This is a genomic window from Phenylobacterium sp. (assembly GCF_030651185.1).
Classification (GTDB): Bacteria; Pseudomonadota; Alphaproteobacteria; order Caulobacterales; family Caulobacteraceae; genus Phenylobacterium.
The window spans coordinates 314,025-328,679 of sequence record NZ_JAUSCJ010000022.1; the positions used below are offsets into that span (position 1 = coordinate 314,025).

16 protein-coding genes are annotated in these 14,655 nt (G+C 69.2%); 11 read left to right on the forward strand and 5 right to left on the reverse strand.

Translation table 11 applies throughout. From position 1 onward, the window contains the following. Positions 1-26 precede the first annotated feature (26 nt). The 11 genes from Q7J39_RS10440 to Q7J39_RS10490 are packed head-to-tail and all read left to right on the forward strand — an operon-like array spanning position 27 to position 10,401. The gene (locus tag Q7J39_RS10440) at positions 27-1,208 is read left to right on the forward strand and encodes a cytochrome P450 (RefSeq protein WP_304823978.1); all 1,182 of its coding nucleotides are present in this window, start codon (positions 27-29) and stop codon (positions 1,206-1,208) included. Beyond that, on the forward strand, positions 1,208-2,380 hold the full coding sequence (gene pobA / locus Q7J39_RS10445) for a 4-hydroxybenzoate 3-monooxygenase (RefSeq protein WP_304823981.1): 1,173 nt from the start codon (positions 1,208-1,210) through the stop codon (positions 2,378-2,380). The genes Q7J39_RS10440 and pobA overlap by 1 nt, the downstream gene beginning before the upstream one ends. 50 nt (positions 2,381-2,430) lie before the next feature. Beyond that, positions 2,431-3,111 carry a 4-carboxy-4-hydroxy-2-oxoadipate aldolase/oxaloacetate decarboxylase gene (locus tag Q7J39_RS10450; protein ID WP_304823984.1) on the forward strand — a complete coding sequence of 227 codons (681 nt, stop codon included), beginning with the start codon at positions 2,431-2,433 and terminating at the stop codon, positions 3,109-3,111. Then, positions 3,111-4,202, forward strand: a complete 1,092-nt coding sequence (locus tag Q7J39_RS10455; protein WP_304823987.1) for a 4-oxalomesaconate tautomerase — start codon at positions 3,111-3,113, stop codon at positions 4,200-4,202. The genes Q7J39_RS10450 and Q7J39_RS10455 overlap by 1 nt, the downstream gene beginning before the upstream one ends. Then, on the forward strand, positions 4,199-5,059 hold the full coding sequence (locus tag Q7J39_RS10460; RefSeq protein ID WP_304823990.1) for an NAD(P)-dependent oxidoreductase: 861 nt from the start codon (positions 4,199-4,201) through the stop codon (positions 5,057-5,059). The genes Q7J39_RS10455 and Q7J39_RS10460 overlap by 4 nt, the downstream gene beginning before the upstream one ends. Next, positions 5,056-6,075: an amidohydrolase family protein gene (locus tag Q7J39_RS10465; RefSeq protein WP_304823993.1), complete on the forward strand. Its 1,020-nt coding sequence runs from the start codon at positions 5,056-5,058 to the stop codon at positions 6,073-6,075. The genes Q7J39_RS10460 and Q7J39_RS10465 overlap by 4 nt, the downstream gene beginning before the upstream one ends. After that, a complete protein-coding gene (dctA, locus tag Q7J39_RS10470) occupies positions 6,072-7,340 on the forward strand; it encodes a C4-dicarboxylate transporter DctA (protein ID WP_304823996.1) in 1,269 nt (422 codons plus the stop codon). Before Q7J39_RS10465 ends, dctA begins: the two co-directional genes overlap by 4 nt. Positions 7,341-7,348: 8 nt before the next feature. Further along, the gene (locus Q7J39_RS10475; protein ID WP_304823999.1) at positions 7,349-8,230 is read left to right on the forward strand and encodes an amidohydrolase family protein; all 882 of its coding nucleotides are present in this window, start codon (positions 7,349-7,351) and stop codon (positions 8,228-8,230) included. Further along, positions 8,223-8,609: a protocatechuate 4,5-dioxygenase subunit alpha gene (gene ligA, locus Q7J39_RS10480; RefSeq protein WP_304824002.1), complete on the forward strand. Its 387-nt coding sequence runs from the start codon at positions 8,223-8,225 to the stop codon at positions 8,607-8,609. The genes Q7J39_RS10475 and ligA overlap by 8 nt, the downstream gene beginning before the upstream one ends. Further along, positions 8,609-9,463, forward strand: a complete 855-nt coding sequence (locus tag Q7J39_RS10485) for a class III extradiol dioxygenase subunit beta (protein WP_304824005.1) — start codon at positions 8,609-8,611, stop codon at positions 9,461-9,463. The genes ligA and Q7J39_RS10485 overlap by 1 nt, the downstream gene beginning before the upstream one ends. Further along, the gene (locus Q7J39_RS10490) at positions 9,460-10,401 is read left to right on the forward strand and encodes a Gfo/Idh/MocA family oxidoreductase (protein ID WP_304824008.1); all 942 of its coding nucleotides are present in this window, start codon (positions 9,460-9,462) and stop codon (positions 10,399-10,401) included. The genes Q7J39_RS10485 and Q7J39_RS10490 overlap by 4 nt, the downstream gene beginning before the upstream one ends. Here Q7J39_RS10490 and Q7J39_RS10495 read toward each other — a convergent pair. The 5 genes from Q7J39_RS10495 to Q7J39_RS10515 form a co-directional block, all read right to left on the reverse strand. Further along, complete coding sequence (locus Q7J39_RS10495) at positions 10,398-10,733, reverse strand: hypothetical protein (protein WP_304824011.1); 336 nt, start codon at positions 10,731-10,733, stop codon at positions 10,398-10,400. The two genes, Q7J39_RS10490 and Q7J39_RS10495, sit on opposite strands and share 4 nt — an antisense overlap. A gap of 153 nt (positions 10,734-10,886) precedes the next feature. Beyond that, positions 10,887-11,990 (reverse strand): PHB depolymerase family esterase, encoded by a 1,104-nt coding sequence (locus Q7J39_RS10500; protein ID WP_304824015.1) that lies wholly within the window; start codon positions 11,988-11,990, stop codon positions 10,887-10,889. 202 nt (positions 11,991-12,192) lie between these two features. Further along, the gene (locus Q7J39_RS10505) at positions 12,193-12,786 is read right to left on the reverse strand and encodes a hypothetical protein (RefSeq protein ID WP_304824018.1); all 594 of its coding nucleotides are present in this window, start codon (positions 12,784-12,786) and stop codon (positions 12,193-12,195) included. A 72-nt stretch (positions 12,787-12,858) separates the two neighbouring features. Continuing rightward, the gene (locus Q7J39_RS10510) at positions 12,859-13,761 is read right to left on the reverse strand and encodes an NAD(P)/FAD-dependent oxidoreductase (protein WP_304824023.1); all 903 of its coding nucleotides are present in this window, start codon (positions 13,759-13,761) and stop codon (positions 12,859-12,861) included. Between the two features lie 2 nt (positions 13,762-13,763). Then, positions 13,764-14,546 carry a transglutaminase family protein gene (locus tag Q7J39_RS10515; RefSeq protein WP_304824026.1) on the reverse strand — a complete coding sequence of 261 codons (783 nt, stop codon included), beginning with the start codon at positions 14,544-14,546 and terminating at the stop codon, positions 13,764-13,766. Positions 14,547-14,655: the final 109 nt, after the last annotated feature.

Here is a 14,655-nt window from a genome sequence, read left to right on the forward strand (position 1 = left end):
CGCAAAGGGGTCTTCGGGGAAACGCCATGACAGACCGCCCATCCGACTTCGATCCGCTGGCCCCGGAGACCTTCGACAGCCCCTATCCGATCTATGCGGAGCTGCGCGCCAAGTGCCCGGTGGCGCACACGCAAGCCTGGGGCGGGTTCTGGGCCCTGACCAAGTATGACGACGTCCGCAACGCGGCGTCGGCCTTCGACACCTTCATCACCTCGGTGCAGAACGTGGTGCCCAAGGTGGCCTTCACCGGACGGCGTCCGCCCCTGCACCTCGACCCGCCGGAGCACACGCCTTACCGCAAGGCGCTGGACCCGCTGCTCACCAAGGCCAAGGCCGAGGCGCTGGAACCCACCGTGCGGCGGATCGCCGTCGACCTGCTGGACCCGCTGATCGCGCGGGGCTCAGCCGACATCTGCGCCGACTTCTCCAGCCACCTGCCGATCCGGGTGTTCGCCGAGTGGATGAACCTCTCGGAGGCCGGCGTCGCGGCGCTCAGTGAAGTCGGCCGCGCCTATAATGTGGCGGTCCAGGCGGCGATCGACGACGTGGTCAAGGTCACCTCCCTGCAGCTCTACGACATGGCCCGCGACCTGATCGCCGAGCGCAAGGCCAACCCCCAGGACCCGAAGATCGACCCCACCAGCGCCCTGCTGGCGGCCCGCGCCAACGGCGAGCCCCTGCCCGACGAACTGATCATCGGCACCGTGCGCCAGGTGCTGGTGGTGGGGATCATCGCGCCGACGGTGATGATCGGCTCCATCGCCGTCCACCTGTCGCGAAATCAGGATCTGCAGTCGCAGCTGCGCGCCGACCCCTCCCTGATCCCGGCGGCGGTGGAGGAGTATCTGCGCCTCTACACGCCCTATCGGGGCTTCGCGCGGACCGCCAACAAGGAGGTCCAGATCGGCGGCCAGACGATCCGTCCCGGTGAGCCCATCGCCCTGGTCTACGCCTCGGCCAACCGCGACGAGGACGTGTTCGAGAACCCGGACCAGTTCATCCTCAATCGCCCCAACATCAACCGGCACCTGGCCTTCGGCATGGGCCCGCACGCCTGCGCCGGCTCGGCCCTGGCGCGGGTGGAGCTGCGGGTCTCGCTGGAGGAACTGCTGGCCCGGACCAAGCGGTTCGAGGTCAACGGCGAGATCAAGCCCACCCGCTTCCCCGAGATCGGGGCGCTCAACGTCCCCCTGAGGTTCGAAGCCTGATGCGCACCCAGGTCGCCATTATCGGAGGCGGTCCGGCGGGCCTCCTGCTGCAGCAACTGCTGCACGTCGCCGGCATCGAGAGCGTGGTGCTGGAGCAGCGCAGCCGCGACTATGTCGAGGCCCGCATCCGCGCCGGCGTGCTGGAGATGGGCGCCGTGCGCCTGCTGGAGCAGGTGGGGGTCGATGCACGGATGAAGCGCGAGGGTCTGATCCATGACGGCTTTGCCTTCGCCGTCGACGGCGAGATCCACCGCATCGACCTGAAGGGCCTGACCGGCGGATCGACCGTGATGGTCTATGGCCAGACCGAGGTCACCAAGGACCTCAACGACGCCGCCGCCGCCCGCGGAACGCCCGTGGTGTTCGAGGCCGACGGCTTGGCCCTGCACGGCCTGGACACCGAGTCGCCCTTCGTCACCTACGCCAAGGATGGCGTGGCGCAACGGCTGGACTGCGACTTCGTGGCCGGCTGCGACGGCTATCATGGGGTCAGCCGCACCTCGATCCCGGCCGACATCCTGCGGACCTATGAGAAGGTCTACCCCTTCGGCTGGCTGGGCATCCTGGCTGACGTGCCGCCCTGCGATCACGAGCTGATCTACTCGAACCACGAGCGGGGCTTCGCGCTGGCCTCCATGCGGTCGAACGTCCGCAGCCGCTACTATATCCAGACGCCGGTCGACGAGGACCTGGCCAAGTGGCCCGACGAACGGATCTGGGACGAACTGGCCCTGCGCCTGGGTCCCGCGGCGGCGGCGGGCATGACGCGGGGGCCCTCCATCGAGAAGTCCATCGCCCCCCTGCGCAGCTTCGTCGCCGAGCCGATGAGCTGGGGCCGGCTGTTCCTGGCCGGCGACGCCGCCCACATCGTGCCGCCGACCGGGGCCAAGGGGCTGAACCTGGCGGCCTCGGACGTGCACTATCTCGCGGAGGCCCTGACCGCCTTCTATGCGAACGGCGCCGCCGACGGCCTCACCGGCTATTCCGCCAAGGCGCTGTCGCGGGTCTGGAAGGCCGAGCGGTTTTCCTGGTGGTTCACCGGCCTGACGCACCGCTTCCCCGACTCCGACGCCTTCAGCCGGCGGATGCAGCGGGCCGAGATCGACTATATCGTCGGGTCCCACGCGGCCCAGGTCACGGTCGCCGAGAACTATGTGGGCCTGCCCTACTGACGGGGGCCAGGATGCACCAACCAGAACAAGCATTTGGGTAGGACCGGAAGATGGCGATCGTCGTTCGAAACATCCCGCGCGCGGATTCCGCGGCCATCGACGCCCTGGCGGAGTACGGCGTCGCCACGACCCACGAGGCCCAGGGGCGGATCGGCCTGCTGGCCTCCTATATGCGGCCCATCTATCGCCCGGCGAAGATCGCGGGCTCCGCGGTGACCTGCGAGGTGGCGCCCGGCGACAACTGGATGATCCATGTGGCGGTGGAGCAGTGCAAACCCGGCGACGTCCTGGTGGTCTCGCCCACCTCGCCTTGCGAGGACGGCTATTTCGGCGACCTGCTGGCGACCTCCCTGCAGGCCCACGGGGTGCGCGGCTTGATCATCGACGCGGGCGTCCGCGACATCGCCTATCTTACCGAGATGGGCTTCCCGGTCTGGTCCAGGGCGGTGTTCGCCCAGGGCACGGTCAAGGAGACCCTCGGCAATGTGAACACGCCGCTGGTCTGCGCTGGCGCCCTGATCAATCCGGGCGACGTGATCGTAGCCGACGACGACGGGGTCTGCGTGGTGCGCCGCGCCGCCGCCGCCGCCGTGGCCGAGAAGGCCCGCGTCCGTGAGGCCAATGAGATCGACAAGCGCGCACGCCTGGCCGCGGGCGAACTGGGATTGGATATCTACAAGATGCGCGAGCGGCTGGCCGAGAAGGGCCTGGTCTGGGTGGACCACGCCTGATGCAGACCGCCATCCCCTGCACGGTGATGCGAGGCGGGACCTCCAAGGGACTCTACTTCCTCACCCGCGACCTGCCCGCCGACCTCGCCACCCGCGACGCCGTGTTGCTGGCGGCCATGGGATCGCCGGACGCGCGCGAGATCGACGGAATGGGCGGCGCCCATCCGCTCACCAGCAAGGTGGCGGTGGTGGGCCCCTCCACCCGGTCCGACGCCGACGTGGACTACCTGTTCCTGCAGGTGGTGGTGGACGAGCCCCGGGTCGATGCGGGGCAAAACTGCGGCAACCTGCTGGCCGGCGTCGGTCCCTTCGCCATCGAGACCGGGCTGTTTCCGGCCAAGGACGGCGTGACCGAGGTTCGCATCCACATGGTCAATACCGGCGCCATCGCCGTGGCGGCGATCCAGACGCCCGGCGGGCTGGTGCGCTATGACGGCGGGGCCCGCATCGACGGCGTGCCCGGCACGGCCGCGCCGATCCCGACGGACTTCCTGGACGTGGCGGGCTCGAGCTGCGGCGCCCTCTTGCCCACAGGCAATGTCCGCGACGTGATCGACGGGATCGAGCTCACAGCCATCGACAACGGCATGCCCGTCGTAGTCATGCGCGCCGCCGACTTCGGCAAGACCGGCTACGAGAGCCCCGAAGAACTGGAGGCCGACGCCGACCTCAAGGCCCGGGTCGAGGCGATCCGGCTGCAGGTCGGGCCGCTGATGAACCTGGGCGATGTGACCAAGAAGACGGTGCCCAAGATGTGCCTGGTGGCGCCGCCCCAGCGCGGCGGGATCATCTGCACCCGGAACTTCATTCCGCACCGCGTCCACGAGGCCATCGGGGTGTTCGGCGCGGTCAGCGTGGCGACCGCCTGCGTGGTCCCCGGATCGGTGGCCGCCGAGGTGGCCGGGATCGACGATGTCGAGGCGGTCAAGGCGCTGGAGGTGGAGCACCCCACCGGCTTCTTCACCGTGGCCATGGACGTCGCCGTGGTGGACGGGGTCGTCAGCGTCAAGCGCTCGGCCCTGCTGCGGACGGCGCGCAAGCTGATGTCCGGCGACGTCTATGTGCCGGCCAGCGTCTGGGGCGGCCCATGACCCGCATCTGTCTCATCGGCTTCGGCGAGGTCGGCCAGATCCTGGCGACGGATCTGGCGGGAAAGGCTGAATTGACCGCCTATGACCTGCTGTTCGCCGACCCGTCGAGCCCCCCCAGCCGCGCCCTGCCGAACCACGCGGTGCGCGCTGGCGCCAGCGCCGCCGAGGCGGTGGCGGGCGCCGACCTGATCCTCAGCGCGGTGACCGCCGCCCAGGATGTCGAGGCCGCCCGCGCGGCGGCGGGCGTCATCGGCAAGGGCTGCTTCTTCCTCGATCTCAACTCGGCCTCGCCCGGCATGAAGCAGGCCTCGGCCCAGATCATCGACGCCGCCGGCGGTCGCTATGTCGAGGCCGCGGTCATGGCGCCGTTCCCGCCCAAGCGGCTGGCCTCGCCCATGCTGCTGGGCGGGCCGCACGCGGGCGCCTTGCTCGAGCTGGCCGCGCCCCTGGGCTTCACGGGGCTGACCGTCTTCTCCGACCAGGTGGGCCAGGCCTCGGCCACCAAGATGTGCCGCAGCGTGATGATCAAGGGGATCGAGGCCCTGCTGACCGAATCCATGCTGGCCGCCCGCCACTACGGGGTGGAGGCCACGGTCCTGGCCTCGCTGTCGGACCTGCTGCCACTGCCCGACTGGGAGGCGACGGCTCGCTACATGATCAGCCGCGCCCTGGAGCACGGCGTGCGCCGGGCCGAGGAGATGCGCGAGGCCGCCCGCACCGTGGAGGAGGCCGGCGTCGCCCCCACCATGAGCGCCGCCATCGCGCAGCGGCAGGACTGGGCCGCAGGGTTCAAGGCCGCCCACACGCAGACCGACCTGGGCGCCATGCTCGACCACATCATCAGGAAGACGGCATGATCATCGACTGCCATGGCCACTACACGACGGCGCCGGCCTCGCTGCAGGACTTCCGCGAGCGGCAGATCGCCTGCAACTGCGACGCCCATCAGCTGGCCCGCCTGACCCTGCCCAACATCTCCGACGACGAGATCCGCGAGAGCCTGGAGGGGGCGCAGCTCAAGCTGCAACGGGAACGCGGCACCGACCTGACGATCTTTTCCCCCCGCGCTTCCGCCATGGCCCACCACATCGGTGACGAGGCGGTCAGCCTGCAGTGGTCTCAGGCGTGCAACGACCTGATCGGCCGGGTGGTGGAGCTCTATCCGGAGAACTTCGTGGGGGTCTGTCAGCTGCCGCAGTCACCCGGCGTGCCGGCCGCCCATTCCGTGGCCGAGCTGGAGCGCTGCGTCACCGAGCTGGGCTTCATTGGCTGCAACCTCAACCCCGATCCCTCCGGCGGTCACTGGACCGCGCCGCCGCTCACCGACCGCCACTGGTATCCGCTCTATGAGAAGATGGTGGAGCTGGACGTGCCGGCCATGGTCCACGTCTCGGCCTCCTGCAATCCGGCCTTCCACGCCACGGGCGCCCACTACATCAACGCCGACACCACGGCCTTCATGCAGTTCATCCAGGGGGATCTCTTCAGGGACTTCCCGACCCTGCGGATGATCATCCCGCACGGCGGCGGGGCCGTGCCCTATCACTGGGGCCGCTACCGGGGCCTGGCCCAGGACATGAAGCGGCCGCCGCTCAGCGAGCTGGTGATGAACAACGTCTTCTTCGACACCTGCGTCTACCACCAGCCGGGCATCGATCTGCTGCTGAAGGTGATCCCGGCCAAGAACATCCTGTTTGGCTCGGAGATGGTGGGGGCGGTACGCGGCGTTGATCCCGAGAGCGGCCAGTTCTACGACGACACCAAGCGCTATATCGAGGCCAGCGCCATCCCCGACGCCGACAAGACGGCGATCTTCGAGGGCAACGCCAAGCGGGTCTTCCCCCGTCTCGCCAAGCGGCTGGCCACGGCGTGAAGCTGATCGGCCAGCTCTGGGTCCAGGTGCTGGCGGCCACCGCGGCCGGCGCCCTGCTGGGCCATTTCTGGCCGGACCTCGGGGCGGCGATGAAGCCGCTGGGGGACGCCTTCATCGCGCTGGTGAAGATGATCATTCCGCCGGTGATCTTCTGCACCGTGGTTCACGGGGTGGCCGGTATGGGGGACTTCGCCAAGGTCGGCCGGGTGACCGGCAAGGCGCTGGCCTATTTCCTGGCGGTGACCGCCCTGGCGTTGGTGTTCGCCATGACGGCGGCCAATGTCTTCCAGCCGGGAGCTGGCCTGAACGTCGACCCGGCGGCGCTCAACACCGGCCTGGTCGCCGACTACGCCAGGCAGGCGCAAGCCCAGACCGTGCCGCAGTTCCTGGCGGCCGTGATCCCGACGACCTTCGTCTCGGCCTTCGTCCAGCCCAACGTGCTGCAGGTGCTGTTCGTGGCCCTGCTGTTCGCCTTCGCCCTGGCGCTCACCGGCGAGCGGGGCAAGCCGGTGCTGGACCTGATCGAGCGGGTCGCCGAGGTGTTCTTCAATGTCGTCGGCTTCATCATGCGCGCCGCGCCCATCGGCGCCTTCGGGGCCATGGCCTTTGCGGTGGGAAAATTCGGGTCTGCGGCCCTGCTCTCGCTGGGCGCGCTGATCCTGGAGTTCTGGATCGTCTGCCTGGTCTTCGTCTTCGGGGTGATGGGCGCCATCGCCTGGGCGGTCGGGGTCAACATCTTCCGGTTGCTCGGCCTGCTGAAGGAGGAGATCGCCATCGTGGCGGGCTCAGGCTCCACCGAGGCGGTGCTGCCCCGGGTGATGCAGAAGCTCAAAGGGCTCGGCTGCGACGAGGGGGTCGTCGGGCTGGTGGTTCCCACCGGCTATTCCTTCAATCTCGACGGCACCTGCCTCTACCTGGCGACGGCGGCGATCTTCCTGGCCCAGGCGACCAACACCCCCATGAGCCTGGCCGACCAGGCGGGTCTGATCGGGGTGATGATGCTGACCTCGAAGGGCGCGGCGGCGGTGCCAGGGGCGGCCTTCGTGGCCCTGGCCGCGACGCTCGGCACGGTGGGGACGATTCCCGTGGCCTCCATCGCCCTGGTGCTCGGCGTCCACAAGCTGATGGCCGAGGCCCTGACCTTCGTGAACCTGGTGGGCAACACCCTGGCCAGCATCGTGGTCTGCAAGTGGGAGGGCGCCATCGACCGCTCCGTCATGGACCCACAGATCGGCTTTGCATCGCGGTCGGAAATTAGTAAGTAAGACATACAATGGATGCTGACTGGCTACCCTTCCATCCGAACCCCACCAGGCCGGCTTATCGGCCGCCGGCCGGCGCGGTCGATGCGCACTGCCATGTGTTTGGGCCTGAGGCGCAGTTCCCCTATGCGCCGGAGCGCAAGTACACCCCCTGCGACGCGGGCAAGGATCAGCTGTTCGCCCTGCGCGACTTCCTGGGTTTCAGCCGCAACGTGGTGGTCCAGGCCACCTGCCACGGCAAGGACAACCGGGCCCTGGTGGACGCGCTGAAGGCCTCCAACGGCCTGGCCCGCGGCGTCGCCACGGTGGGGGAGGAGATCACCGAGGCCGAGATCCAGGCCCTGCACGACGCGGGCGTCCGGGGCGTCCGGTTCAATTTCCTCAAGCGATTGGCCGATTTCACGCCGCACGACGTCTTGCAGCGGATCGCCGCCAAGGTGGCCCCCTTCGGCTGGCACGTGGTGGTCTATTTCGAGGCCCCCGACCTGGTGGAGCTGCAGCCGCTGTTCACCAGCCTGCCCACCCGGGTGGTGGTGGACCATATGGGCCGTCCCGACGTGGCGCTGGGGGTCGAGCATCCGCAGTTCCAGCGGTTCCTCCAGTGGATGAGCGAGGACCCGGATGTGTGGTCCAAGGTCTCCTGTCCGGAGCGGTTGAGCCTGGCCGGCCCGCCTTATGACGACGTGGTTCCGTTCCAGCGGGCCATCGTCGAGTGCTTCCCCGACCGGGTGCTGTGGGGCACCGACTGGCCGCACCCCAACCTCAAGGGCCACATGGCCGACGACGGCGTGCTGACCGACCAGATCCCCAAGTTCGCGACGACCGAAGAGGCGCGCCGCAGGCTGCTGATCGACAATCCGATGGCCCTCTACTGGGGAGACGACCGTGGCTGAGAACCCGTTCAAGGACATCCCGGGCACGACGCTGTTCGACGCCGAGCAGTCGCGCAAGGGCTACCACCTCAACATGTTCTGCATGTCGCTGATGAAGGCCGAGGGCCGTGAGGCCTTCAAGGCCGATGAAGGCGCCTACCTCGACCGCTGGCCGATGACCGCGGAGCAGAAGGCCGCCGTGATCGCGCGCGACTGGAACGGCATGCTGGCGCTCGGCGGCAACATCTATTTCACCTCGAAGATCGCGGCCACCGACGGCCTCTCGTTCCAGCAGATCGCCGCCATGATGTCCGGGGTCAGCCAGGCCGACTACGCGGCAATGATGCTGGCTGGGGGGCGCTCCATCGAGGGCGTGCGCAGCAAGAAGGGAGACGCCTGATGGCGCGTATCACCGCCGGCGTCGCCACCAGCCACGTGCCGGCCATCGGCGCGGCCCTGGATAACGGCCGCTCGGGCGAGGACTACTGGAAGCCGGTGTTCGCCGGCTACGAGACGTCCAAGGCCTGGATCAAGGACGCCAGGCCCGACGTGGTGATCCTGGTCTATAATGACCATGCCAGCGCGTTTTCGCTGGAGCTGATCCCCACCTTCGCCATCGGCTGCGCCGAGAGCTTCGCGCCGGCCGACGAGGGCTGGGGGCCGCGGCCGGTGCCCGTGGTCCAGGGCCATCCGGAGCTGGCCTGGCACCTGGCCCAGTCGCTGATCCTCGACGAGTTCGACATGACCATCGTCAATCGGATGGACGTCGACCACGGCCTGACCGTGCCCCTGTCGCTGATGTTCGGTCAGCCGGACGCCTGGCCCTGCAAGGTCATTCCGCTGGCGGTCAACGTGGTCCAGTACCCGCCGCCCACCGGAAACCGCTGCTTCAAGCTGGGCCTGGCCATCGCGCGCGCGGTGGCGAGCTTCCCCGAGGACCTCAACGTCCAGGTCTGGGGCACCGGCGGCATGAGCCACCAGCTGCAGGGGCCGCGCGCCGGCCTGATCAACAAGGCCTTCGACACAGCCTTCCTCGACCGGCTGGTGGCCGACCCCGAGGGCCAGGCCGCCGTCCCCCACATCGACTATGTCCGCGAGGCGGGGTCGGAGGGGATCGAGCTGGTCATGTGGCTGGTGATGCGCGGGGCCCTGACGCGCGAGGTGCGCGAGCTGCGCCGCTTCTATCACGTGCCCGCCTCCAACACGGCGGTGGGCCACCTCATCCTCGAGCCCATCCCGGAGCAGCCCCAATGAAGATCGTCATGGCCGGCCAGGGCGCCTTCGGCATCAAGCACCTGGAGGCGATCGAGAAGATCGACGGGGTGGAAGTCGTCAGCCTGGCCGGCGGCAGTCCCGACAGCACCAAGGCCGTCGCCGAGCGCTTCAGGATTCCCCACTGGACCACGAACCTCGGCGAGGCCTTGGCCCAGCCCGGCGTCGAGGCCGCGATCCTGGCGACGCCCACCGGCCTGCACGCGGCTCAGTCCATCCAGTGCCTGGAGGCCGGCAAGCATGTGCAGGTCGAGATCCCGATGGCCGACAACCTGGCCGACGCGCAAGCCTTGGACGCCGCCCAGAAGAGGTCCGGCAAGATCGCCATGGCCGGCCACACCCGGCGCTTCAACCCGTCCCACCAGTGGATCCACAAGAAGATCGCGGCCGGCGAGCTGAAGGTCCAGCAGATGGACGTCCAGACCTATTTCTTCCGCCGCACCAACATGAATGCCCTGGGCCAGGCGCGAAGCTGGACCGACCACCTGCTGTGGCACCACGCCTGCCACACGGTGGACCTCTTCCAGTACCAGACCGGCGAGACCGCCAGCGTGGCGCGCGGCGTCCAGGGGCCGATGCACCCCGACCTGGGCATCGCCATGGACATGTCGATCCAGATGAAGGTCCCGGGCGGGGCGATCTGCACGCTCAGCCTGTCCTTCAACAACGACGGGCCCCTGGGGACCTTCTTCCGCTACATCTGCGACCAGGGGACCTATATCGCCCGCTATGACGACCTGGTGGACGGCAAGGAAAACCCCATCGACGTCAGCCAGGTGGACGTCTCGATGAACGGCATCGAACTGCAGGACCGCGAATTCTTCGCCGCCATCCGCGAAGGGCGGGAGCCGAACGCCAGCGTCGCCCAGTGCCTGCCGGCGATGGAGACGCTGGACAAGATCGAGAGGAGCCTAGCCTAGCGACTTGGCGCGGCCGCAGGGAGGGCTTCGCGCAGCGTGGGATGGTGGCGCTGAGGGAGTTCCACGGGCGCCGGGGGCTCATGTCGCGGGGTTAAGGCGTAATTTATGTCCGACGGCGTCACGTGACTTCCGCCTGCCCACAAGCGTCCGCAGCTACCGCCACCCATCCCCCTGATCGAGCCGGTCGAATGGCACGGCGGGATGAAGTCCGGGTGGGTCCACATGAACACCAGCATGGCCGCGGCGAAGCCGAACACGATGTAGCCCGCCCAGGCCCAGAAGATGGCTCTGGGATCCTTCTCGACTTCATCTTCCTTGCGGCGCCATTTCATAGCGCGGATTGTTTCTTGGATGCGGGTCGGATCACGGTGCTGCGGAATGTACACACCCCGCCGGGCCGGCAAAGCTAAAGTGGCGGTCGTGTCGCGAGCCGGGGCGCATGTCTTTGAGGTCGGGGCCGCGCCGCAGGCGAGCGCGCCAGCACCTTATTTCATCAGGCCAGCCTTGCGCAGCGCGTCTTCTATCACAGTGCCGATGGCCGAGACCTTGGACAGGGCGGTGTGCGCCGGCGGCAGGCGGATCGCGCCGGGCTCTTCGGCCAGTTGCGTGGCCAGCGGAACCTCGACCTCGTGGATCAGCCCCCAGCCGGCGGCGATGGCGCGGGTGGAGGCCAGGCCAACGTCGAGCATATAGGCGCCGCTGACGCCGCCTCCGGCCGACCCGTCCGGCTTCAGCGGCACGCCGTGGCCCATGCCGGCCACCAGATTATGCTCCAGCAGGGCGCGGCCCTTGGCGTCGCGCCAGGTGCGGCGGGTGTGGCCGCCTTCGGTCTCCGTGTGGCTGGGGTCGGCGTCCAGGCCATGGACGCCGCGCCACTGGGCCAGCACCGCCTCGCCGTTCGAGGCGTTGACCGTGTGATCGGCCGAGCCATGCCAGACCGAGACGCTGGGCCAGGGCCCCTTGTGTGGGCTGGCCTTGCGGATCGCGGTCGCCAAGGCCGCTGGGTCCGGACCGCCATGGCCGCGCATGGCGTCGAAGGCCTCGGGCACGGAGGTCGCGACTCCGAAGGGCAGGCCCGCGATCACCGCGCCGCCCGCGAAGACCTCGGGATAGGTCGCCAGCATCACGCTGGCCATGGCGCCGCCCGCCGACAGGCCGGTGACGAAGACCCTGCGGCGGTCAATGCCGTGAGCGGCGATCATCGCCTCGGTCATCTGGCGGATCGAGGCAGCCTCACCCCGGCCGCGGCGGGTGTCGCCGGGCTCGAACCAGTTGAAGCAGAGGTTGAAGTTGTTGGTGCGGACCTGCTCGGGGAACAGCAGGGCGAATCCAGCCGCGTCGGCCAGGGCCGACCAGCCGGAGCCCAGGTCGTATTCCGCGGCGCTCTGGGTGCAGCCGTGCAGAACCACCACGAGCGGCGCGCCCTTCGGCAGATGTTCCGGGACGTAGGCGAGGGCGCGCAGGGCGCCGGGATTGCCGCCGAAGCCGGTGAGCTGCGTCAGGCGCTCGGAGCCCTCTCGGGTTCCGATGGCGGCGGCGGCGTCGCGGAAGGCGGTCATCCGCATCACGGTGTCGGAGAGGGAGCGCATTGGGAGCCTTTCGAGCCAGGGCCGAAGGGCGCTGACCTAGCGGAAACGCACATGCAGCATAGATCGTTGCTGCGGTGCAGCAAAGACTCCTGTTCGACGACCCTAGAGCCCCGTTTCGAATGAATCGAAACGGGGCTCTGGATTCCTAACTTGGTCGCTCTTCCTGATCGCCTGACTTGATCCAAGTCAGGCGGGGAACGCTCTAGCGCCCGGCGCGGCGCGCGGCGAGGCGGGCCGGGTCCAGGCGGGAGATCAGCAGATCCACCTCGGTGCCGTCGCCGGGGCGGCCGGGTCCAGGGTGCGCCGAGCGGTGGCGGCCGACCTCCTGCTGGATCAGGGAGACGAACTCCTTGAGCGCGTCCTCGGCCACCAGGGCCAGTTCGGCCTGTTCCGCGGCGCCCGCCTTGGGCAGGCGCAGGGCCACGTGGTGGGCGGCGATCAGCTTGTCGAGGATCTGCGGGCGGCGCCCGCGATAGGCGCGCGGCTTCTCCTGGCCGAAGCGGCCCGCCGGCTGATTGCGGAAGAACAGGCGGCCCTGCTCGGTGAGCACCGAGGTTGCGAAGACGATCTCCGTCAGGCGTTCGCGCGCGGCCTCGGCGGGGATCTGGTCGGTGCGCAGGCTGGTGAGCAGGACCAGGGACTGCAGGGCCTGGATGGCGCGGTCGGCCCAGCTGTGGACGTCGTCGCGCCGCAGGGTCTCGGCCCGCCAGCGCAGGGCGCCGCCCATCAGGGCGAGCAGGGCCAGGATGGCCGAGGCGATGGCGGCCAGGTCCTCTCCGGACAGCGTGTCGATCATGGCGGCCCCCGCAAGCTTGGCCGCGATCAAAGCCGGGATCGCCGTGGCGCGATAGGGGCTTCGCCTGGAGGGCTACTCGGCCTCTCTCAACCGGTTGTGCAGGGCGGTGGCGGCGATGGCGGCCTCGCCCTGGGCGGTGCTGATCTGGTTGAGGCCGCGGACCAGGTCGCCGGCCGCGTAGAGGCCCGGCACGGTGGTCTGCTGGTGGTCATCGACGATCAGACGCCCGTCGCCGCAGCGCCGCGCGCCAGCCTGAACCGCGAGATCCGTACGCGGATCGACGCCCAGAGCCGTGTAGACCGCGTCGAATTCCAGGCGGCCCTGGTCGGTGAAGGCGAGCGCCGTGAGCCGCTCGTGGTCGAGGACCACCTCCTGGAGGGGAGCCTCGATCAGCCGGATCCCCGCCTTGACCAGGCTTGCGCGCTCGTCGTCCGGCAGGGCCTCGGCGGTCCCCGTATGGATCAGGCTGACCTTGTCGCTGTAGGTCGTCAGGAAGAGGGCCTCGCGCACACCCAGGGGGCCGTCGCCGATCACCGCCAAGGCCTGGCCCGTCACCTCGAAGCCGTCGCAGATGGGGCAGATGCGAACCAGGGACCGGCGCACCGCGGCCTCGACGCCGGGCAGGTCGGGCAGGCGGTCGACGACGCCCGTGGCGAGGATCACCGACCGGGCGGAGAGGGTGCGGTGGCCGGTGATGATCTTGAAACCGTCGCCCTCGACCGCGAGACCGGTGACCTGGGCCTCTTCGACCTTGGCCCCGAACGCCTCGGCCTGGCGGCGGGTGCGCTCCAGCAGGTCGGTACCCACGATCCCGCCCGGAAAACCCGGATGGTTGTGGCTGCGGGGGATCCAGGCCGCGCGGCTGTCGCCGTCGTGCAGCACCAGGACCTGGCGGCGGAAGCGGGCCAGATAGATGGCCGCGGCCAGGCCGGCGGGCCCGGCGCCGATGACGATGGCGTCCAGACGCTCGGCCATGGCTAGCCCTTGGTCTTCTCGATGGTGAAGCTCTGACTGACCAGCTCGGCCTTGCCGAAGATGGTCATGAAGGCGATGTCGGCGGCGTCCAGGCCGGTGGCGACCCGGACCAGGCCGTCGATGGGCGCCAGGCCGGTGGCGTCGATCAGCCGCCAACGGCCGCCCAGATAGACCTCGGCCACGGCGTGCAGGTCCGGCGGCTCCAGCTTCCAGGCATAGGCCGAGACGGCGCGGGCCGGGATGTCGGCGGCGCGGCACAGGCTGATGGCCAGGTGGGCGAAGTCGCGGCAGACGCCGGCGCGATCCACGAAGGTGTCCATCGCGGTGGTCGTGGCGTCGCTGACGCCGGCCTCATAGACCAGATGCCCGCCGATCCATTCGACGATGGCGGCCACCTTGTCGCCGCCCTTGAGCGTGCCGAACTCCTTGTCCACAAAGGCCTCGAAACGGTCCGAGGGACAGTAGCGGCTCGCGCGCAGATAGCGCAGGGCCTCGCCGGGCAGGTCGCGGATGGCGGTGGCGGCGCAGCCCTTCAGGTTCGCGTCCCGGGCCAGCAGTTCGACCTGGGCGGTATAGGCGATGGCCACTTCGCCATGGGCGGTGAAGACCGCGCGGCGCTCGCCGGTGACGGAGTCGTCCAGGCGGGCGATCTCGGCGGCCGGCGTGAGGGTCAGGCGCTCGGAATGGATCGCCTGGTCCGGCGCACGGGCGGCCTCAAGCAGCAGCAGAACTTCGCACGGGTGCTCGAAGCTGTAGGTCAGGTCGGCCTGGATCGACAGTCGCATGAGAGCCCTCCGCGCGGCCCAACGCGCGGGAGCGGCGGACGTTGCCGAGCGCTTGTATCAGGCGTTCGCGCCTTGGCCCCAGGCGGATCAGGCGGCCGCCTGGGTTTCC

Coding starts and splice junctions, on each gene's coding strand:
- pobA (WP_304823981.1), top strand. CDS start 1,208: ATGCGCACCCAGGTCGCCATTATCGGAGGCGGTCCGGCGGGCCTCCTG.
- Q7J39_RS10465 (WP_304823993.1), top strand. CDS start 5,056: ATGATCATCGACTGCCATGGCCACTACACGACGGCGCCGGCCTCGCTG.
- Q7J39_RS10450 (WP_304823984.1), top strand. CDS start 2,431: ATGGCGATCGTCGTTCGAAACATCCCGCGCGCGGATTCCGCGGCCATC.
- Q7J39_RS10490 (WP_304824008.1), top strand. CDS start 9,460: ATGAAGATCGTCATGGCCGGCCAGGGCGCCTTCGGCATCAAGCACCTG.
- Q7J39_RS10460 (WP_304823990.1), top strand. CDS start 4,199: ATGACCCGCATCTGTCTCATCGGCTTCGGCGAGGTCGGCCAGATCCTG.
- Q7J39_RS10440 (WP_304823978.1), top strand. CDS start 27: ATGACAGACCGCCCATCCGACTTCGATCCGCTGGCCCCGGAGACCTTC.
- Q7J39_RS10455 (WP_304823987.1), top strand. CDS start 3,111: ATGCAGACCGCCATCCCCTGCACGGTGATGCGAGGCGGGACCTCCAAG.
- Q7J39_RS10505 (WP_304824018.1), bottom strand. CDS start 12,786: ATGATCGACACGCTGTCCGGAGAGGACCTGGCCGCCATCGCCTCGGCC.
- Q7J39_RS10485 (WP_304824005.1), top strand. CDS start 8,609: ATGGCGCGTATCACCGCCGGCGTCGCCACCAGCCACGTGCCGGCCATC.
- Q7J39_RS10510 (WP_304824023.1), bottom strand. CDS start 13,761: ATGGCCGAGCGTCTGGACGCCATCGTCATCGGCGCCGGGCCCGCCGGC.
- Q7J39_RS10515 (WP_304824026.1), bottom strand. CDS start 14,546: ATGCGACTGTCGATCCAGGCCGACCTGACCTACAGCTTCGAGCACCCG.
- Q7J39_RS10475 (WP_304823999.1), top strand. CDS start 7,349: ATGGATGCTGACTGGCTACCCTTCCATCCGAACCCCACCAGGCCGGCT.
- Q7J39_RS10495 (WP_304824011.1), bottom strand. CDS start 10,733: ATGAAATGGCGCCGCAAGGAAGATGAAGTCGAGAAGGATCCCAGAGCC.
- Q7J39_RS10500 (WP_304824015.1), bottom strand. CDS start 11,990: ATGCGCTCCCTCTCCGACACCGTGATGCGGATGACCGCCTTCCGCGAC.